Source organism: Rickettsia honei RB, assembly GCF_000263055.1.
In the GTDB taxonomy this organism is placed as follows: Bacteria; Pseudomonadota; Alphaproteobacteria; order Rickettsiales; family Rickettsiaceae; genus Rickettsia; species Rickettsia rickettsii.
The window spans coordinates 1-16,149 of record NZ_AJTT01000003.1; the positions used below are offsets into that span (position 1 = coordinate 1).

The window sequence follows — 16,149 nt, forward strand, 5'->3', positions numbered from 1 at the left end:
GAATGTAGGAGCAGGAATAACATTACAAGCTGGAGGAAGCCTAGCTGCGAATAATATAGATTTTGGAGCCGGGAGTACTTTAGATTTTAACGGACCTCTTGGTGGTGGTAACGCAATCCCTTATTATTTTAAAGGAGCTATAGCAAACGGCAATAATGCTATATTAAATGTTAATACAAAGTTAACGGCATATCATTCAACTATAGGAACAGTTGCAGAAATCAATATTGGAGCCGGTAATCTTTTGGAAATTGATGCAAGTGCTGGTGATGTTACTATATTAAATGCTCAAGATATTAATTTTAGAGCTCTAGATTCTGCTTTAGTACTTTCTAACTTAACCGGAGTCGGAGTAAATAATATATTATTAGCAGCTGATTTAGTAGCTCCCGGTGCTGATGAAGGTACGGTAGTCTTTAATGGTGGGGTTAATGGCCTGAATATTGGGAGTAATGTAGCAGGTACTGCTAGAAATATCGGTGATGGAGGCGGTAATAAATTTAACACTTTAAGTATTTATAATGCTGTTACAATAACTGACGATGTAAATTTAGAAGGTATACAGAACGTGCTTATTAACGATAATGCAGATTTTACTAGTAGTACAGCATTTAATGCTGGTACTATACAAATAAAAGATGCTACTTATACGATTGATGCAAATAATGGTAATTTAAATATACCGGCGGGAAATATTCAATTTGCACATGCGGATGCTCAATTAATATTACAAAATAGTTCAGGAAACGACCGTACGATCACACTAGGTGCGAATATAGACCCTGATAATGACGATGAGGGTATAGTAATATTAAATTCTGTAACTGCAGGAAAAAAATTAACGATAGCCGGAGGCAAGATGTTTGGTGGAGCTCATAAGTTACAAACTATAGTTTTCAAAGGAGCGGGAAATTGTGGCGCGGCAGGTACCACTTTTAATACAACAAATATAGTGCTTGATATTACAGGTCAATTAGAACTTGGAGCTACTACGGCAAGTGTAGTTTTATTTAATGATGCTGTTCAATTAACTCAAACCGGTAATATTGGCGGTTTCTTAGATTTTAATGCAAAAAACGGTACGGTAACATTAAATAACAATGTAAATGTTGCGGGAACAGTCCAAAATACCGGCGGTACTAATAACGGTACGTTAATAGTTTTAGGTGCAAGTAATCTTAATAGAGTAAACGGGATTGCTATGTTAAAAGTAGGTGCAGGAAATGTAACTATTGCCAAAGGCGGTAACGTTAAAATCGGCGAAATCCAAGGTACAGGCACAAATACTTTAACATTACCTGCACACTTTAACTTAACAGGCAGCATAAATAAAACCGGTGGTCAGGCTCTGAAGCTAAACTTCATGAATAGTGGTAGTGTTAGCGGTGTTGTAGGGACTGCGGCTAATTCGGTTGGTGATATCACAACGGCAGGTGCTACAAGTTTTGCAAGCAGTGTTAACGCAAAAGGTACGGCGACACTTGGCGGTACTACAAGTTTTGCCAATACATTCACTAATACAGGTGCGGTTACTTTAGCCAAAGGTTCTATCACTAGTTTTGCTAAAAATGTAACGGCTACCAGCTTTGTAGCTAACAGTGCTACTATTAATTTCGGCAATAGCCTAGCCTTTAATAGTAATATAACAGGTAGCGGTACTACACTTACTTTAGGTGCAAATCAAGTAACATATACTGGCACCGGTAGCTTTACCGATACGCTAACCTTAAATACTACTTTTGACGGAGCAGCTAAGTCAGGTGGTAATATCTTAATTAAATCAGGTAGTACTCTTGATTTATCAGGGGTTTCAACTTTAGCACTTGTTGTTACTGCTACTAATTTCGACATGAATAATATAAGCCCAGATACAAAATATACGGTAATATCTGCAGAAACAGCAGGTGGTTTAAAGCCTACTCCTAAAGAGAATGTTAAAATAACTATTAATAATGACAACCGTTTTGTTGACTTTACTTTTGATGCATCGACTTTAACGTTATTTGCAGAGGATATAGCTGCAGATGTTATAGATGAAGATTTTGCACCGGGTGGACCGCTTGCAAATATCCCAAATGCTGCAAATATAAAGAAATCGCTTGAGTTAATGGAGGATGCTCCCAATGGTTCAGATGCACGTCAAGCTTTCAATAACTTTGGTCTAATGACACCGCTACAGGAAGCAGATGCTACAACTCATCTCATGCAAGATGTTGTAAAACCTAGCGATACTATAGCTGCCGTTAATAATCAAGTTGTAGCGAGTAATATATCAAGTAATATAACTGCTCTAAATGCTAGAATGGATAAAGTACAAGCAGGGAATAAAGGTCCTGTTTCTTCCGGTGATGAAGATATGGATGCTAAGTTTGGTGCGTGGATAAGCCCGTTTGTCAGTAATGCAACGCAGAAGATGTGTAACAGTATAAGTGGTTATAAGTCTGATACAACTGGTGGCACTATAGGTTTTGACGGCTTCGTTAGCGATGATCTAGCACTCGGACTTGCATATACAAGAGCCGATACTGACATTAAGCTAAAAAATAATAAAACGGGCGATAAGAATAAGGTAGAGAGCAACATCTATTCTGTATACGGTTTATATAATGTACCTTATGAAAATCTCTTCGTTGAAGCTATAGCATCTTACTCAGATAATAAGATAAGAAGCAAATCAAGACGTGTTATTGCAACGACACTAGAGACTGTCGGTTATCAAACTGCAAACGGTAAGTATAAATCCGAAAGCTATACAGGTCAGTTAATGGCTGGTTATACCTATATGATGCCTGAGAACATTAACTTAACACCGCTAGCTGGGCTTAGATATTCGACTATCAAAGATAAGGGCTATAAGGAAACCGGTACTACTTACCAAAATCTTACCGTTAAAGGCAAGAACTATAATAATTTCGACGGTTTACTCGGTGCTAAAGTATCAAGTAATATCAATGTCAATGAAATAGTGCTAACACCTGAGCTTTACGCAATGGTCGATTATGCATTCAAGAATAAAGTTTCGGCGATTGATGCAAGATTACAAGGCATGACTGCTCCTCTTCCAACCAACAGCTTTAAGCAAAGCAAAACAAGTTTTGATGTCGGTGTCGGTGTTACTGCTAAGCATAAAATGATGGAATACGGGATTAACTACGATACCAATATCGGGAGTAAGTATTTCGCTCAGCAAGGTAGTGTAAAAGTTCGTGTTAATTTTTAATTAACCGTTCTATAATCATAAAAAAAGCCTATATAGTTTGACTATATAGGCTTTTTTTGCTTTATAATGTAGTTTTGAGAAGCGTCATTGCGAGGAGCGAAGCAACGTGGCAATCTCGTCAAATATCCTGAGATTGCTTCGTCACTTACTTCGTAATTTCCTTGCAATGAAGATAAAAACTTAAATAAAAAATTATGTTAGATAATATTAGAAAAACTGCCGATAGTTTTATAATGCGGGTTTTATTCGCAATGATAGCTTTTGCTTTTGTCGGCTTTGGTATTAAAGATGTATTAAATGGAAGAAGAAGCGGCGATATTGTTACTTTTTCTCATGTGAAAAATATCTCCCAGGAAGATTTTTTGAGAGCAAAATCTTTAGAAATTAATGCTATAAGTAAGCAAACGGGAACAAGTTTAACGGATGAAGAAATAGCACAGTTAAATATTGATAACCGAATCCTAAAAAGGCTTGTTTACGATAATGTCTTAGATTATTTAGTGAGTTATTATGACTTAGATCTAAGTGATGATACAGTTAAAATTTTAGTTAAAGAATCACCAGTTTTTAAAAATGAGCAAGGTGTTTTCAATATAAAAATTTTTAAAACTTATTTTAGAAATTCTTATATGGATGAAGAAAAATATTTATTAAACTTCAAAGAAAAAGCTCTAAAAAATATTTTTGTTGGTACTTTTATAGAAAGTTTCTATGTTCCTAAAGCTATGACTGACAATATAGTAGATTATATGGCTGAAAAAAGAGAAGTAGAATTAATACAAATAGATTTACAAAATAAACCGAAAGATTTACAAATCCCTACTCCTACCGGTCAGCAATTAAAGGATTTTTACCAAGATAATAAAACCGCGTTTGAGGTACCTGAGAAACGCAGCTTTTCTTATATTAAAGCTAATATTAAGGATTTAAAAGTCTCAGTTACTCAAGATGAGTTGTTAGAATTTTATAATGAAAATAAAGATGAATTCGGTGATCAAAGTTTTGAAGCGGTACAAAAACAATTACATGATTTATTAAAGACTCAAAAAATCGACATACTTAATATGGAGTTTGCTAAAAAGCTGGAAGATGAGACGGCAGCCGGTTCTAGCTTAGTTGAAATTGCCGAAAAATATAAGCTACCGATACAAAACGTTAACTATATCAGTTATGCAGAGCTTATTGAAGATAAAATAATTGCTGAAAGTGCCGATAGTATTTTTGAGCTTTCGGAAGGTGAATTATCTTATCCTATAGAAACAGAGGATAAAAGCTATCTTATATTGGTAGAATTAAAATCTATTCAGCCGGCAAAAATACCTGAATTTGATGCTATTAAAGAGCAGGTAAATAAAGCTTGGATAAAGCGGAATATTGCAGATGTAAACTTAAAAATTATCAAGGATTTAGCAAAGGAATATAATTCAGATCAAGAGAACATAAAAGAGCTTAAAGCTATCGGAATAAAAATAAGCAAAAAAAGCTATATTAGATCCGAAATGGAAAATGATCTAACACTAACTCCTGAAATATTATTATCAATTTTTAATACTAAAATAGGAAGTAATACGCCTGTATTTCAAGTAGGTGATGAAGTATATTTTGCACATATTAAATCTAGCAGTATCGATGAATTAACAGCTAAAAATATTCATGTCAATTCAGAAAAAAATATAATATATAATATTAAAAATTCTGTAATTGACGAGCTAATTAACTACACAATTATTCAGAATGATATGCAGGTAAAAGCTAATTTTAGTAAGTAGCGAAATCCATCAGGTCATACCGTATCGTCATTGCGAGGAAATTACAAAGTAATTGACGAAGCAATCTCAGGATATTTAATGAGATTGCCACGCAGCCTATGGCTGCTCGCAATGACGATAAAATAAGCCGCACATTATAAACAAAAAAAACTATGAGCTTTAAAGATTTACCGGAGTTTTTAAAATTTTTAGAAAAAAACGGTGAGTTAAAGCGTATTACTCTTGAGGTTAAAACTGACTTAGAAATTACTGAAATTAGTAGAAGAGTATTAGCACAAGGTGGACCTGCATTACTTTTTGAAAATGTTATAAAAGTCGACGGCATTAAGTCCGACATACCTGTTCTAACTAATCTTTATGCTAGTATAAATCGTATTTGTATGGGGCTTAAACTTAAGTCACCCAAAGAATTAAGAGAACTTGGCGTTTTACTAGCATTCCTTAAACAGCCGCAACCACCCGCATCTTTTAAAGAAACATTGTCAATGTTACCGCTTGCTAAGCGTATATTTGCTATGTCTCCTAAAACCGTATCAAAAGCAGCTTGTCATGAAATCGTCATTGACAAACCGAATATTAATATATTGCCGATCCAAAGATGTTGGCCGGATGATATTTCGCCTTTAATTACTTGGGGTATAGTATTTACTAAAGGTCCAACAAAAGATAAAATCGATAATTACAACCTTGGCATATATAGAATGCAGGTTATTTCAGAAAATAAGCTATTGATGCGTTGGTTAAAGTTACGGGGGGGAGCAGAGCATCATAAACGTTGGAAAGAAGCAAAAAAAGAACCTTTTCCTACTGCTATCGTTATCGGGGTAAATCCAGCGGTAACTTTGGCAGCAGTTATGCCGATACCTGAGAATATCTCGGAGTATAATTTTGCTGGTTTACTCGGTAATAAAAAAGTAGAGTTGGTACAATGCAAAACTATTGACCTCAAAGTACCTGCACATAGTGAAATAGTTCTGGAAGGCTATGTAAGTTTAGAGGAGTATTTGCCTGAAGGTCCTTTTGGGGATCACACCGGATATTATAATGATGTTGAGGCATTTCCTGTATTTACGGTTACCGCAATAACGATGAAGAAAAATCCAGTATATTTAAGCACCTATACAGGAGAACCGCCTGATGAACCATCAATCTTAGGTGAAGCATTAAATGAAATTTTTATTCCTATATTACAGCAACAATTTCCGGAAATAGTCGATTTTTGGCTTCCACCTGAAGGTTGTTCATATAGAGTTGCGTTAGTATCGATTAAAAAATCCTATCCCGGTCATGCTAAAAGAATAATGCTTGGGATTTGGTCTTACTTACGGCACTTTATGTATAGTAAGTTTATTATAGTTGTAGATGACGATATTGATGTTCGTAATTGGCAAGAAGTAATTTGGGCAATAGCAACAAGAAGCGACCCAAGGCGTGATACGAGCTTTATAGATAATTCCCCGATAGATTATTTGGATTTTGCATCTCCTGAGTCAGGCCTTGGTAGTAAAATGGGAATAGATGCAACCGATAAAATATACCCTGAGACAAATAGAAAATGGGGTAAAAAAATAGAAATGAGTCAGGAAGTTATCGACAAGGTTAATAGTATGTGGAATAGTTTAAAGATATAAGGTATACTCGTTTAATTTGAAAAATTGGCGTTGTTGTTTCATATTTTTTGATCCTCACTTAGGGCTAATGATTTAATTTGGACGTTTTTTGTCAATAATTACTTACTCGGTAAAAAACCGATGCCTTTTGATTTGCTATATTGGAATGCGGATTCTACTAATTTGCTGGCAAAAATGTATGAGGAATATTTACAAAATACATATTGCAATAACTTGCTAAAAGAGTCTAATAATTTAGAGGTACTCTGAACAAAAATAGATCTTGGAAAAGTTAATTGTAACTCTTTTTTCGTAGCCGCAAAAGAAGATCATATAGCTCCATGGCGTTCAATATATGATGGAGTAAAATTATTAAACGGACATAAGATTTTTTGTCTCACGGATTCAGGGCATGTAGCAGTTGTAGTTAACCATCCCGCTAGTGCTAAATATAATTATCGGTTTAATGACGACTTAAGTTTAAGTAGTCATGAGTGGCTTTATGAAAGCTACGGAATATAAAGGCTCATGGTGGAATTATTGGCTTATAAAAAATAATGATAATAAGCTAGTAGATTCTTTAGATTATCAGAATCTAGAGGCTATTGAAGAAGCTCCAGGAAGTTACGTAAGGAAGTAGGTGTTGTTTGTGGGGATACTAAATCGTCATTGCGAGCAGCCATAGGCTGCATGGCAATCTCATGAGATTTTGCTTCGTCAATTACTTTGTAATTTTCCTCGCAATGACGGAAAAGCCGATCTATGCAACGCCTAAAATATAAATAAGTCATGAAGAGAAAAAATAATAAATTTATAGAAATATCTATTGCCTTTATTTTGGGAATTGCTTTAGGTATTTATGGACAGAATCCGGATTATTTTACTAATCTAATAAGTCAAAAATCATTAGCTTTATCTGCTCTGCAAATAAAGCATTACAATATTTCAGAGCTTTCAAGAAGTAAAGTTAGTACATGTTTTACTCCGCCTGCCGGTTGTACTAAGTTTATAGCAAATCAGATAGATAAAGCTGAAGAATCTATTTATATGCAGGCATACGGTATGAGCGATGCGTTAATTACTACTGCACTTATTAATGCACAAGCGCGAGGAGTAAAGGTTAGAATATTGCTTGATCGTAGTAATTTAAAGCAAAAATTTTCTAAATTACATGAATTACAACGAGCAAAAATTGATGTAGATATAGATAAAGTACCCGGAATCGCTCATAATAAAGTTATAATTATTGATAAAAAGAAAGTAATAACCGGTTCGTTTAATTTCACGGCTGCTGCTGATAAACGTAATGCTGAAAATGTAATTATTATAGAAGATCAGGAGCTAGCAGAATCTTATTTACAAAATTGGTTAAACAGAAAGGCGAGCAACTGAGAGGAGATTGCCACTATGTCATTCCTGCGAAAGCAGGAATCCAGTAGCTAAAAGATATAAATAGATTTTAAACATTTTTGATGACATTTACTAGCTTGTTTGAAATCTTTAGAAGTTGCTGCTTCTTTAGTAGTATTCAAAATAGTATTAACATTATTTTGTATAATTTCGGAATTTTTCTTAAGCAAAGATTGCATGCTTTCTGTAGCAATTTGGTTAGTTATTAAAAGAATATTCATAGCTTTTTGCATTGTATTTGTGATAGATGCTAGATCTACACTAGGGATATTTTTCATAGAACTCATATAAAATTCTGGATTCATATAGGATTTCATTAAATCTAAAAATTGTGTATTATTTCACATTATTCATTATCCTAAAAAATTTTTTGTGTTTTATAGGTTACGTATATGTAAACATAAACCCTCAATTCATGCTCACATTTATAAAATTATGAGTCAATAATTGTTAGCATTAAGAATAATATTAAAAATAGTTAAGTTTTTATAAATGTTAGATACATCAATTCAAGCATTAATAAATAAGTGGCAAAAATACCTCGTTTTGCAAAGAAATTACTCTAATCATACAGTAATTTCTTATAATAATGACCTTAAGCATTTTCTTGAGTTTATGAATTATTATAATTCAGAGCTTGTAACGATAAATCATATTAAAACCGCAGATATCAGATTAATCCGAAGTTGGCTTGCAAAACGTAACTGTGATAATTTTACCGCTTCTTCAATTTCACGTGGTTTATCTGCAGTAAAAAATTTTTATAGGTTTTTAGAGAAAACAACACAATTAAATAGTCATATAATTTTTTCTATAAAATCTCCTAAAAAGACTAAATTGTTACCAAAAGCTTTATCGGAAGATGATGTAGTAATATCACTTGAACATATTGAAGAATACGGGAATGTTAAGTGGGTAGAACTTAGAAATAAAGCCCTACTTGTTCTTATATATGCTTCAGGTCTACGTATATCGGAAGCATTATCAATTACGAAACTTCATCTACAAAATCTAGAATTTATAAGAATAATAGGTAAAGGTAGTAAAGAAAGAATAATTCCGTGGTTACCGATTGCTAAAAATTTAATTACCCAATATTTAGAAATATTGCCGTATAAGTTAGGTGATAATGAACCCATATTTAGAGGAAAGCAGGGTAAGAAATTGCAACCACCGGTATTTAATCGTGAATTAATTAAATTAAAGCATTTTTATGGTTTACCGCAGCATTTAACTGCTCATTCATTTAGACATAGTTTTGCTTCACATTTGCTTGAGCATGGTGCAGATTTACGCTCTCTTCAAGAACTATTAGGTCATAAAAGTCTATCTACTACACAAAACTATACTAAAACAAGTATAAAGCATTTAGAAGCTGTATATACTACCGCATATCCAATTAAAAAATAAAATATATTAATATTCATAATCTTCTTGCATTAATTTTAAGTTATATATTATTTTAAAAACCTTATAAACATAATATATTAAAGTTAATATTGAGATATTAATATGCTAGAAACACTTTTAAAAACCTTATAAACATAATATATTAAAGTTAATATTGAGATATTAATATGCTAGAAACACTTTTAAAAACCTTATAAACATAATATATTAAAGTTAATATTGAGATATTAATATGCTAGAAACACCTAAATTACCTATGGGATATAAACCTTCTCAAGATGAAGAATATATGTGTCCTAATCACCTAGAATATTTTAGACAAAAACTTTTAAGATGGAAAGAGGATTTATTAAAGGAATCTCAAGAGACTTTAAATCATTTAAAGGAAGCAAATTTAAAAGAATCCGATCTTAACGATTGTGCTACTCATGAAACAGAAAGAGCTTTTGAGCTTCGTAGTAGAAATAGATATTGTAAATTAATGAGTAAAATAGAAGAAGCATTATCACGTATTAAAAATGGGGAATATGGTTACTGTGAAGAAACAGGCGACCCAATAGGTATAAAAAGATTAGAAGCACGACCTATTGCTGCATTATGTATTGAAGCTCAAGAGCGTCATGAAAATTATGAGAGAAGTCATTTGGATGAGCCTGGGAATTAAGTAGCTAGGTAATTTATGTGCGTGGATCGCAGGAATCCAAAAACATTTAATGCAACCCCGTGGCTTGACCACGGGGTCTAGAAAAACAAATTATTATATTAATAATTTTAGTATTTTTAACTAGATTCCGCGATCAAGTCGCGGAATGACAATAATTCATTTTTGCAGGCATGATACTTGAACATCTAAAACCTAAAGAAGTTAGAGCATTTACTGTTTCAAATAAAGGTAATCCCATAACATTTGAATATGAGCCGGAAATAAATGAGATAAAAGCTTCTGCATAACCGGAAATTTTACATCCGCCGGCTTTATCTATTCCCTCATCTAAAGAACAATAAAAATTAATCTCTTCATCACTTAATTTTTTGAACTTAACAATAGTCTGAACTATTTTTTGTCTAACTGTAAGCTGATCATTCTCTTTTTTGATAATACATAAACCGGTATAGACACGATGACGACGCCCGGATAACATCTTAATACAATTCTTGACTTCTTCATAAGTAGTAGCTTTCGGCAATATTCTTCTACCTACTGCCGCTACGGTATCGGCAGCTATAATTATAGCTGATTCCTCTATTTGAGATGCAATTTTTATAGCTTTTTCGTACGCAAGTCTTATGGCTAAGGGAGCGGGTAATTCACGCAAATTAGGTGTTTCGTCTATATCTGCCGGAATAATTTGTGAAGGGATAATTTTGATTCTGTTTAGTAACTCAATTCTTGCAGAAGAGCTTGATGCTAATATAATGGGTAGGTTTTTTCTGTTCTGCTTCATACTTATAAAGACTAGTGACGATGAATCACTCGCCCCTTAGTTAAATCATAAGGAGTCATTTCTACCATAACTTTATCTCCTAGTAATATTCTGATACGATTTTTACGCATCCTACCGGAAGTATGAGCAATAATTATATGATCATTCTCAAGCTTTACTCTGAAAGTAGCATTAGGTAAAAGTTCAAGTACTGTACCTGTAAACTGAATGAGGTCGTCTTTTGGCATTATAATTTATGTTTTTATGGTCGGGGCGGAGAGATTCGAACTCCCGACCCTCTGGTCCCAAACCAGATGCGCTACCAGGCTGCGCTACGCCCCGATAATTAATTATGTCTATACTATATACTCTATTATTCGTAGCAAATCAATTTGTTTATGTAAAAATTTATAGATTTTACCTAGAAAAAGTGGTTTTGTTAGGTTCTAAGCGTCATTGTATTAGTCCTGCGGCTTTGTTGTATGGCCCTTATGTTCATACCCGTGGAAGCGGGAATCCAGTCTTTTTTGCTGTTATACTGTGACTTGACCCCGATCTTGTATAACAGACTGTGTCCTGAGATCCCGCAATCAAGTTGCGGGATGACATTAAAGATTACTGGATTCCTGCTTTCGCAGGAATGACATAAGAGGTACAAAAATTAATAAAGTTTTGCGGTTTTCACTAAGAAGCTAAAATAGATAGGTTTTACCCTTGTATTTCTTAAGTTTTATATACGATTTACCGAATTTCTATAAAAAGTACATAAAGTTTAATGTATTTTAAACAAGAAAAAGTAATCATAAGTTACTTTTCTATAGATATTTTTAGTATTAATTAATGTTTTTCAATTAAAAGTAATATGTTATTTATATAACAAAATCATAAGTTAGAAAAATTAAGCCCAAATTTAGGAGATGTTATGTCAAGTCAACGATAAAACATTTAATAAAAAAAGCATTTTTACATCAATTGCGGCATTGATGCTTGCTAGCACTAGTTAGTGCCCTTGATACTGCTAACCGAATCGTAACAGTAGGAGGGGGTGGCTCAAGTAGTTGATGGTAGTGCTTTTGGCGGAGGAGCATATGTATCAGGTTCATTTGTAACCCTTGGTGAAGTAAATAATTTTACTGCAGATGTGCCAGCAATTCCTGCTATATATTTAGATACCTTTAATAATGCAACAATGACTGTGCCAAATAACATATCTTGGACTGGTTATACCTAGTTGATCTTACTAAAGAAAATGTCGGGCGTGTTGTAGATGTCCCTAACGCTATAAACATCACTTTAACAGGTACGCCAGTTACAAATGCACAAGCACTTGCAGTGGTTCCTCCTTTTGCTCCAGGACCAGGAGAAGTACCAGGGAATACTTACTATTTTAACAGCTTTAATTTTAACGATTTAGCTAGTACTTTGATTTTTCAGGATCATCACTTTTTCCTCCTAATGGTGATAATAGAATCGCCTTTATCTCAGGTCCAGGTAGTATAGTAACTTCTGTTCAAGGCCAGGCAGATCTTACATTACAGATTGACACTGACTTTCAATTTAAACATCCAAGTTGGATTAAGGCAAAAACTTTTAATATTGCAAATAATAAGTTACTTAATTTTGCTACTGATACTTCACCAGCCGCAGGTCTTTACGTTAATGAAGTTATGGATATACAACTTATAGAAATAGTATCAAGTTCGGCGGCCAAAATGCTACTTATGACGTAAGTAATGAATCGCCAAATGCTGCAGAATTTGTGGCTAGCTTCAACCTAGTTCCAGCAAATGATGTAGATGGTCAATTAAGAGTACACGTGGCTTCCGGTAGCCGAGAAATTGCACTTAATGCAGGTAGCGGTAATGGAACAGGAGGGACAATAAGGCTTAACAAATTTTTAACCGATGGGATAGAAGCTCCTCTAAATCACACTCCAGCTACAATTACAGGAACCATCTTTGCCCAAACTATTCAGATAGGGAACCAGTATCAGCCTATTAATATAGGAGTAGACACGCCGTATGGTGTGGATTGGATACCGGCGCGGGAGGATTAGTACAATTTACGCAGAACTCGTTAGTACGATTTCAGCAAGATGTAATTTCTGATATAGATTTTAACGGTATGGCCGCACAAGTAACAATCGCTGATGGTAAGAATGTTGGTGGGGCTACCGGTGGTAATATAGATAATAAATTAGGAGGAGGTGTGAATATATTAAATTTTGTCGGTAATAGTACGGTTATCGGTAATGTAGGAGCTACAAATCCGGTTAATATATTATAAATGTTCAAGGCAATAATGCCGGTACAATAAACCTTGCTGCGGGCGGTAATTTAGCGGTAGTAAAAAGTAGCGGAGGTATTAACGGTATTGTTAATGTTTTAGGAGTAGGTACGCTTGGACCTGTAACAGGTATTGTGGCTTTGAATCTTAACGGAGCAGGTAATATAGAGCCAGTTGTTCCAAATACCGGTGTAGTTGAGATAAATGCAAGAAATGCTAATACCAAGTTAACAATAGATTGTATGGCTAATAAGTATGCTATCGGAACAAAAGCAAATCCGGTGAGTAAAGTACAACTTACAGGGCACGGAACACTGGTAATAACTGCTCTTAATACCCCAAATATCGACGTATCCGTTGTAAAAGTTGCTATAGGATCAAAGTTTGGATCAAATTTTTTTCTCCACTCCTTCCGGTCCTATTAATAGCGAGCTTGGGGCTGTAAAGATTGATGGTAATATGAATTTCCAAAATAATGCCGGTACCGTAGCAATATTTGCTAGTGATATAGCAAATAATATAACATCAGCTATTACCGGTAATATAACAAGTACCGGAGGTACTAACGGTACTATAGGTACAGTTGACGGTAACGGAAACTCAACGAATAAAATTACGAACCTTACAATGTTAAAAGCGGGTGTTGACAACAGCACCGTTACGATTAACGCCGGCGGTAATATGTCAATTGCTGAAATCCAAGGAACCGGCACGGGTAATAAGTGTTTACTCAAGCAACTAATTTAACCAGTGGTATTAACATCACAGGCGGTAAAGCTGTGGATTTAATGTTTACCGCTCCAAGCAGCGTTAGTGGAGCTATAGGTAGCAGTACTTCAAAAATGGGTGATATAAATATTAGCGGTGATGTATTAAATTGTACCGGAGGTATTAATGTATGATATGTAATATTAATAAATGGTGGCGACATAAAATTTAAGGGAACAACGAATAGTTTAGATATTTCTGAAGGATCAAGCTTTTCTCCTTTTGCTTTTTAAATCCTGAGGATAGAGCATGGTAATTTTTGATGAATTTACTGCTATTACTTATTCCGGTAGTATAGGTACTAAAGGAATGGTCGATATAGTGCAAATAGACGGGGATGATGTTACAATTCAAGGTACCGTGAAAACAGGCTCGATTTCATTTACTACTGCTCAGTCTGCAACTTTAAGCCTTAATAATACAAGTATAATAAATGAATCAATTACGACCACAGGTAAATCCATACTCTTGCAATATCAAATGATTTAACAACTGGAGCTAGCGGTAGTGGTTCGGTAGGTTCAGACTCAAATCACCTTAAAACCGTTCAGTTCAACGGTGTAGACAGTAAAATCACAATCGATAGCGAAGATTTTTACTCGAGTATAACAACCAAGACTAATAATCAAGGTACGGCAATATTTAACGCTAATAATGGTTTGACCGATGATTTAGGCGGTGAGAATTTAAACCTTAAACTAGTTCAGTAGTAATAAAGGCACGGTAAAAGGGGATACTATGCTAAATATATTACTATTGATGCCGGTAAATCAGCGGTGTTTACCGGTTATAACAGTAGAAGTTTAGACATTCCGTCAGCCGCCACGGTCGGCGGTGTTAAAGTGCCAAGAGCAACAACAAAATTTCATTACAAAACAAAAATCGTTTCAGAGAACTTCAAAGGGAGCAGCAGCAACTCTTCAGCGGAATACACTAATGCTGCACTTGTACAAGCACCGATTAATGGCGGTAGTCATAAATTCGATGATGATGTATGGTTACAAAAAGCGGTAACAGGCACTAATACTATTACTTTTGCACCGAAGAAAACTGCTTTTATTATTGCATCGGATTTAGGAGAAAATACTATAAGTTGCCGATCAAGCAACAATAATGTTTACCTGTGATAATACTAGCGTAAATGTCGGGGGCAATATCTCAGGAAGTAATATAACTTTCGATCTTGGTAATAATAAAGTTACTTATACAGGCTCTGCTACTCCTACCGGTGAGCTTATTATAAATGTCTTCTATGATACTATAAATGCAGGGCAAACAGGCAACGCTAATAGCGGTAATATAGTACTCGCAAGCGGTAGTACCTTTGATTTATCAAATGTTTCTTCAATTAAAGTATTTTTAACTGCACAAAATAATCCGTTTGCTATTGGGCAAGGTAGTGCTTATCCTATCATCACGGCAGGAGGTAATATCATAGTTGGTAATGCTGTAAGCTTACCGTTTAATGTAACCGCTAATGAAGGTGGTTTTGTCAGATGGCAAATTACAGGTAATTCCTTTGTACTTTTAACGATAGAACCAACAGGAGATGTAACAATAGAGAATATCATCAAAGTTTTAATAAATACTCCTGTTGGTAATGTTATAGTAAATACCCTTGTAGGGCAAAGATGAGAAGTTGTTGAACATCTATTACCTAATAATTCAAAGACCTTCAAATGAAATACATAGAATAACTACTCCGCTTATTAACCCAATGGGGTCCTTCCGTCGGTCCGAGTGTTGGAGGTTTTAGCCCTCTACAGCCGCCACCAACTAGCGGTAGTGTAGTTAACAATATATATGTTCCGCCTACCGCTCCGGGCGGCTACGACGTAACACCTAGCAATCCGACAGGATATAATACTCCGACTACTATGGTTACAGGCACAGGCGGATTTGGTCCTAACGGACCTGGTACAGGAAGTAATATTGGGACAGGCGGCGGGTAGCCCATCAGTTGGTACCGGTGGTTTTGGTCCTAACGGTCCTGCTAATGTTGGAGGCAATCCTTACGGTCCGAATGCTTTGGTCGTAACGACTCCAACCTCAAATGTAGGCGCTAACCAGTTATCAACTGGAGGAGGCGGTAGCTTTGGAGGTACTACGGGTTATAACAGTCCGTCAACAGGTGGCTCAAGCTACAATAGTTCAGTTTTCGGTTCGGATGTATACAGTTCATCAACGGCTTCTAGTGGTTAGAGTGGTGCCAGTGGCTCAAGTTATAATAGTCCTGCTGCAACCGGTATTGC

Annotated in this window: 20 protein-coding genes, 1 tRNA gene and 2 pseudogenes; 17 read left to right on the forward strand and 6 right to left on the reverse strand. The window is 35.0% G+C overall.

The genetic code is table 11. From position 1 onward, the window contains the following. The 5 genes and pseudogenes from ompA to pld all read left to right on the forward strand — a co-directional run. Positions 1–3,220 (forward strand): annotated as a pseudogene (gene ompA / locus WSW_RS0103370) (autotransporter outer membrane protein OmpA); the annotation flags it as partial. A gap of 194 nt (positions 3,221–3,414) precedes the next feature. Beyond that, complete coding sequence (locus WSW_RS0103375) at positions 3,415–4,989, forward strand: SurA N-terminal domain-containing protein (protein ID WP_016917074.1); 1,575 nt, start codon at positions 3,415–3,417, stop codon at positions 4,987–4,989. A gap of 152 nt (positions 4,990–5,141) precedes the next feature. Next, positions 5,142–6,620: a UbiD family decarboxylase gene (locus WSW_RS0103380; RefSeq protein WP_016917075.1), complete on the forward strand. Its 1,479-nt coding sequence runs from the start codon at positions 5,142–5,144 to the stop codon at positions 6,618–6,620. 481 nt (positions 6,621–7,101) lie between these two features. After that, positions 7,102–7,239, forward strand: a complete 138-nt coding sequence (locus WSW_RS1000000111995) for a hypothetical protein (protein ID WP_029374967.1) — start codon at positions 7,102–7,104, stop codon at positions 7,237–7,239. A 149-nt stretch (positions 7,240–7,388) separates the two neighbouring features. Beyond that, complete coding sequence (gene pld / locus WSW_RS0103390) at positions 7,389–7,991, forward strand: phospholipase D (RefSeq protein WP_016917077.1); 603 nt, start codon at positions 7,389–7,391, stop codon at positions 7,989–7,991. A 47-nt stretch (positions 7,992–8,038) separates the two neighbouring features. On the opposite strand, the gene WSW_RS0103395 is transcribed toward pld, so the two are convergent. Continuing rightward, entirely contained in the window at positions 8,039–8,314 is a 276-nt protein-coding gene (locus WSW_RS0103395; protein WP_016917078.1) for a phasin family protein, read from the reverse strand. A 187-nt stretch (positions 8,315–8,501) separates the two neighbouring features. On the opposite strand from WSW_RS0103395, the gene WSW_RS0103400 reads away from it, so the two are divergent. Next, positions 8,502–9,419, forward strand: a complete 918-nt coding sequence (locus WSW_RS0103400) for a tyrosine recombinase XerC (protein ID WP_016917079.1) — start codon at positions 8,502–8,504, stop codon at positions 9,417–9,419. A gap of 232 nt (positions 9,420–9,651) precedes the next feature. Continuing rightward, a complete protein-coding gene (dksA, locus tag WSW_RS0103405) occupies positions 9,652–10,083 on the forward strand; it encodes an RNA polymerase-binding protein DksA (protein WP_004997250.1) in 432 nt (143 codons plus the stop codon). 133 nt (positions 10,084–10,216) lie between these two features. On the opposite strand, the gene WSW_RS0103410 is transcribed toward dksA, so the two are convergent. The 3 genes from WSW_RS0103410 to WSW_RS0103420 form a co-directional block, all read right to left on the reverse strand. Beyond that, positions 10,217–10,864, reverse strand: a complete 648-nt coding sequence (locus WSW_RS0103410; RefSeq protein ID WP_016917080.1) for a Maf family protein — start codon at positions 10,862–10,864, stop codon at positions 10,217–10,219. Positions 10,865–10,875: 11 nt separating this feature from the next. Further along, complete coding sequence (infA, locus tag WSW_RS0103415) at positions 10,876–11,091, reverse strand: translation initiation factor IF-1 (protein ID WP_016917081.1); 216 nt, start codon at positions 11,089–11,091, stop codon at positions 10,876–10,878. Positions 11,092–11,108: 17 nt separating this feature from the next. After that, positions 11,109–11,185, reverse strand: a tRNA-Pro gene (locus WSW_RS0103420). Positions 11,186–11,888: 703 nt separating this feature from the next. On the opposite strand from WSW_RS0103420, the gene WSW_RS1000000109305 reads away from it, so the two are divergent. The 4 genes from WSW_RS1000000109305 to WSW_RS0103440 all read left to right on the forward strand — a co-directional run bounded on the left by WSW_RS1000000109305 (position 11,889) and on the right by WSW_RS0103440 (position 13,129). Then, positions 11,889–12,074 carry a hypothetical protein gene (locus WSW_RS1000000109305; RefSeq protein WP_016917082.1) on the forward strand — a complete coding sequence of 62 codons (186 nt, stop codon included), beginning with the start codon at positions 11,889–11,891 and terminating at the stop codon, positions 12,072–12,074. After that, entirely contained in the window at positions 12,056–12,343 is a 288-nt protein-coding gene (locus tag WSW_RS1000000112950) for a hypothetical protein (protein ID WP_016917083.1), read from the forward strand. Before WSW_RS1000000109305 ends, WSW_RS1000000112950 begins: the two co-directional genes overlap by 19 nt. A gap of 259 nt (positions 12,344–12,602) precedes the next feature. Then, positions 12,603–12,899, forward strand: coding sequence for a hypothetical protein (locus tag WSW_RS0103435; RefSeq protein ID WP_016917084.1), 297 nt, complete (start codon positions 12,603–12,605; stop codon positions 12,897–12,899). Next, complete coding sequence (locus WSW_RS0103440) at positions 12,875–13,129, forward strand: hypothetical protein (RefSeq protein ID WP_016917085.1); 255 nt, start codon at positions 12,875–12,877, stop codon at positions 13,127–13,129. The genes WSW_RS0103435 and WSW_RS0103440 overlap by 25 nt, the downstream gene beginning before the upstream one ends. Before the next feature lie 4 nt (positions 13,130–13,133). Here the strand turns inward: WSW_RS0103440 and WSW_RS1000000111570 are convergent, their stop codons facing one another. Beyond that, on the reverse strand, positions 13,134–13,355 hold the full coding sequence (locus WSW_RS1000000111570; protein WP_016917086.1) for a hypothetical protein: 222 nt from the start codon (positions 13,353–13,355) through the stop codon (positions 13,134–13,136). A gap of 158 nt (positions 13,356–13,513) precedes the next feature. Here WSW_RS1000000111570 and WSW_RS0103450 point away from each other — a divergent pair, with 158 nt between their 5' ends. The 5 genes from WSW_RS0103450 (at position 13,514) to WSW_RS0103470 (ending at position 15,532) form a co-directional block, all read left to right on the forward strand. Continuing rightward, positions 13,514–13,876 (forward strand): hypothetical protein, encoded by a 363-nt coding sequence (locus WSW_RS0103450; protein ID WP_016917087.1) that lies wholly within the window; start codon positions 13,514–13,516, stop codon positions 13,874–13,876. Next, entirely contained in the window at positions 13,852–14,031 is a 180-nt protein-coding gene (locus WSW_RS1000000112955) for a hypothetical protein (protein ID WP_238528484.1), read from the forward strand. Before WSW_RS0103450 ends, WSW_RS1000000112955 begins: the two co-directional genes overlap by 25 nt. Before the next feature lie 115 nt (positions 14,032–14,146). Next, positions 14,147–14,386, forward strand: a complete 240-nt coding sequence (locus tag WSW_RS1000000112960; protein WP_238528486.1) for a hypothetical protein — start codon at positions 14,147–14,149, stop codon at positions 14,384–14,386. A 287-nt stretch (positions 14,387–14,673) separates the two neighbouring features. Beyond that, positions 14,674–15,024: a hypothetical protein gene (locus WSW_RS0103465; RefSeq protein WP_016917089.1), complete on the forward strand. Its 351-nt coding sequence runs from the start codon at positions 14,674–14,676 to the stop codon at positions 15,022–15,024. Next, a complete protein-coding gene (locus WSW_RS0103470; protein ID WP_016917090.1) occupies positions 15,011–15,532 on the forward strand; it encodes a hypothetical protein in 522 nt (173 codons plus the stop codon). The genes WSW_RS0103465 and WSW_RS0103470 overlap by 14 nt, the downstream gene beginning before the upstream one ends. A 193-nt stretch (positions 15,533–15,725) precedes the next feature. On the opposite strand, the pseudogene WSW_RS1000000113890 reads toward WSW_RS0103470, so the two are convergent. Beyond that, positions 15,726–15,906, reverse strand: a pseudogene (locus tag WSW_RS1000000113890) (hypothetical protein). A gap of 19 nt (positions 15,907–15,925) precedes the next feature. On the opposite strand from WSW_RS1000000113890, the gene WSW_RS1000000113895 reads away from it, so the two are divergent. Continuing rightward, on the forward strand, positions 15,926–16,099 hold the full coding sequence (locus WSW_RS1000000113895; RefSeq protein WP_338000717.1) for a hypothetical protein: 174 nt from the start codon (positions 15,926–15,928) through the stop codon (positions 16,097–16,099). Positions 16,100–16,149 lie beyond the last annotated feature (50 nt).

Coding starts and splice junctions, on each gene's coding strand:
- WSW_RS1000000112960 (WP_238528486.1), top strand. CDS start 14,147: ATGGTAATTTTTGATGAATTTACTGCTATTACTTATTCCGGTAGTATA.
- WSW_RS0103375 (WP_016917074.1), top strand. CDS start 3,415: ATGTTAGATAATATTAGAAAAACTGCCGATAGTTTTATAATGCGGGTT.
- infA (WP_016917081.1), bottom strand. CDS start 11,091: ATGCCAAAAGACGACCTCATTCAGTTTACAGGTACAGTACTTGAACTT.
- WSW_RS1000000111995 (WP_029374967.1), top strand. CDS start 7,102: ATGAAAGCTACGGAATATAAAGGCTCATGGTGGAATTATTGGCTTATA.
- dksA (WP_004997250.1), top strand. CDS start 9,652: ATGCTAGAAACACCTAAATTACCTATGGGATATAAACCTTCTCAAGAT.
- WSW_RS0103395 (WP_016917078.1), bottom strand. CDS start 8,314: ATGAATCCAGAATTTTATATGAGTTCTATGAAAAATATCCCTAGTGTA.
- WSW_RS0103400 (WP_016917079.1), top strand. CDS start 8,502: ATGTTAGATACATCAATTCAAGCATTAATAAATAAGTGGCAAAAATAC.
- WSW_RS0103470 (WP_016917090.1), top strand. CDS start 15,011: ATGTTTACCTGTGATAATACTAGCGTAAATGTCGGGGGCAATATCTCA.
- pld (WP_016917077.1), top strand. CDS start 7,389: ATGAAGAGAAAAAATAATAAATTTATAGAAATATCTATTGCCTTTATT.
- WSW_RS0103380 (WP_016917075.1), top strand. CDS start 5,142: ATGAGCTTTAAAGATTTACCGGAGTTTTTAAAATTTTTAGAAAAAAAC.
- WSW_RS0103410 (WP_016917080.1), bottom strand. CDS start 10,864: ATGAAGCAGAACAGAAAAAACCTACCCATTATATTAGCATCAAGCTCT.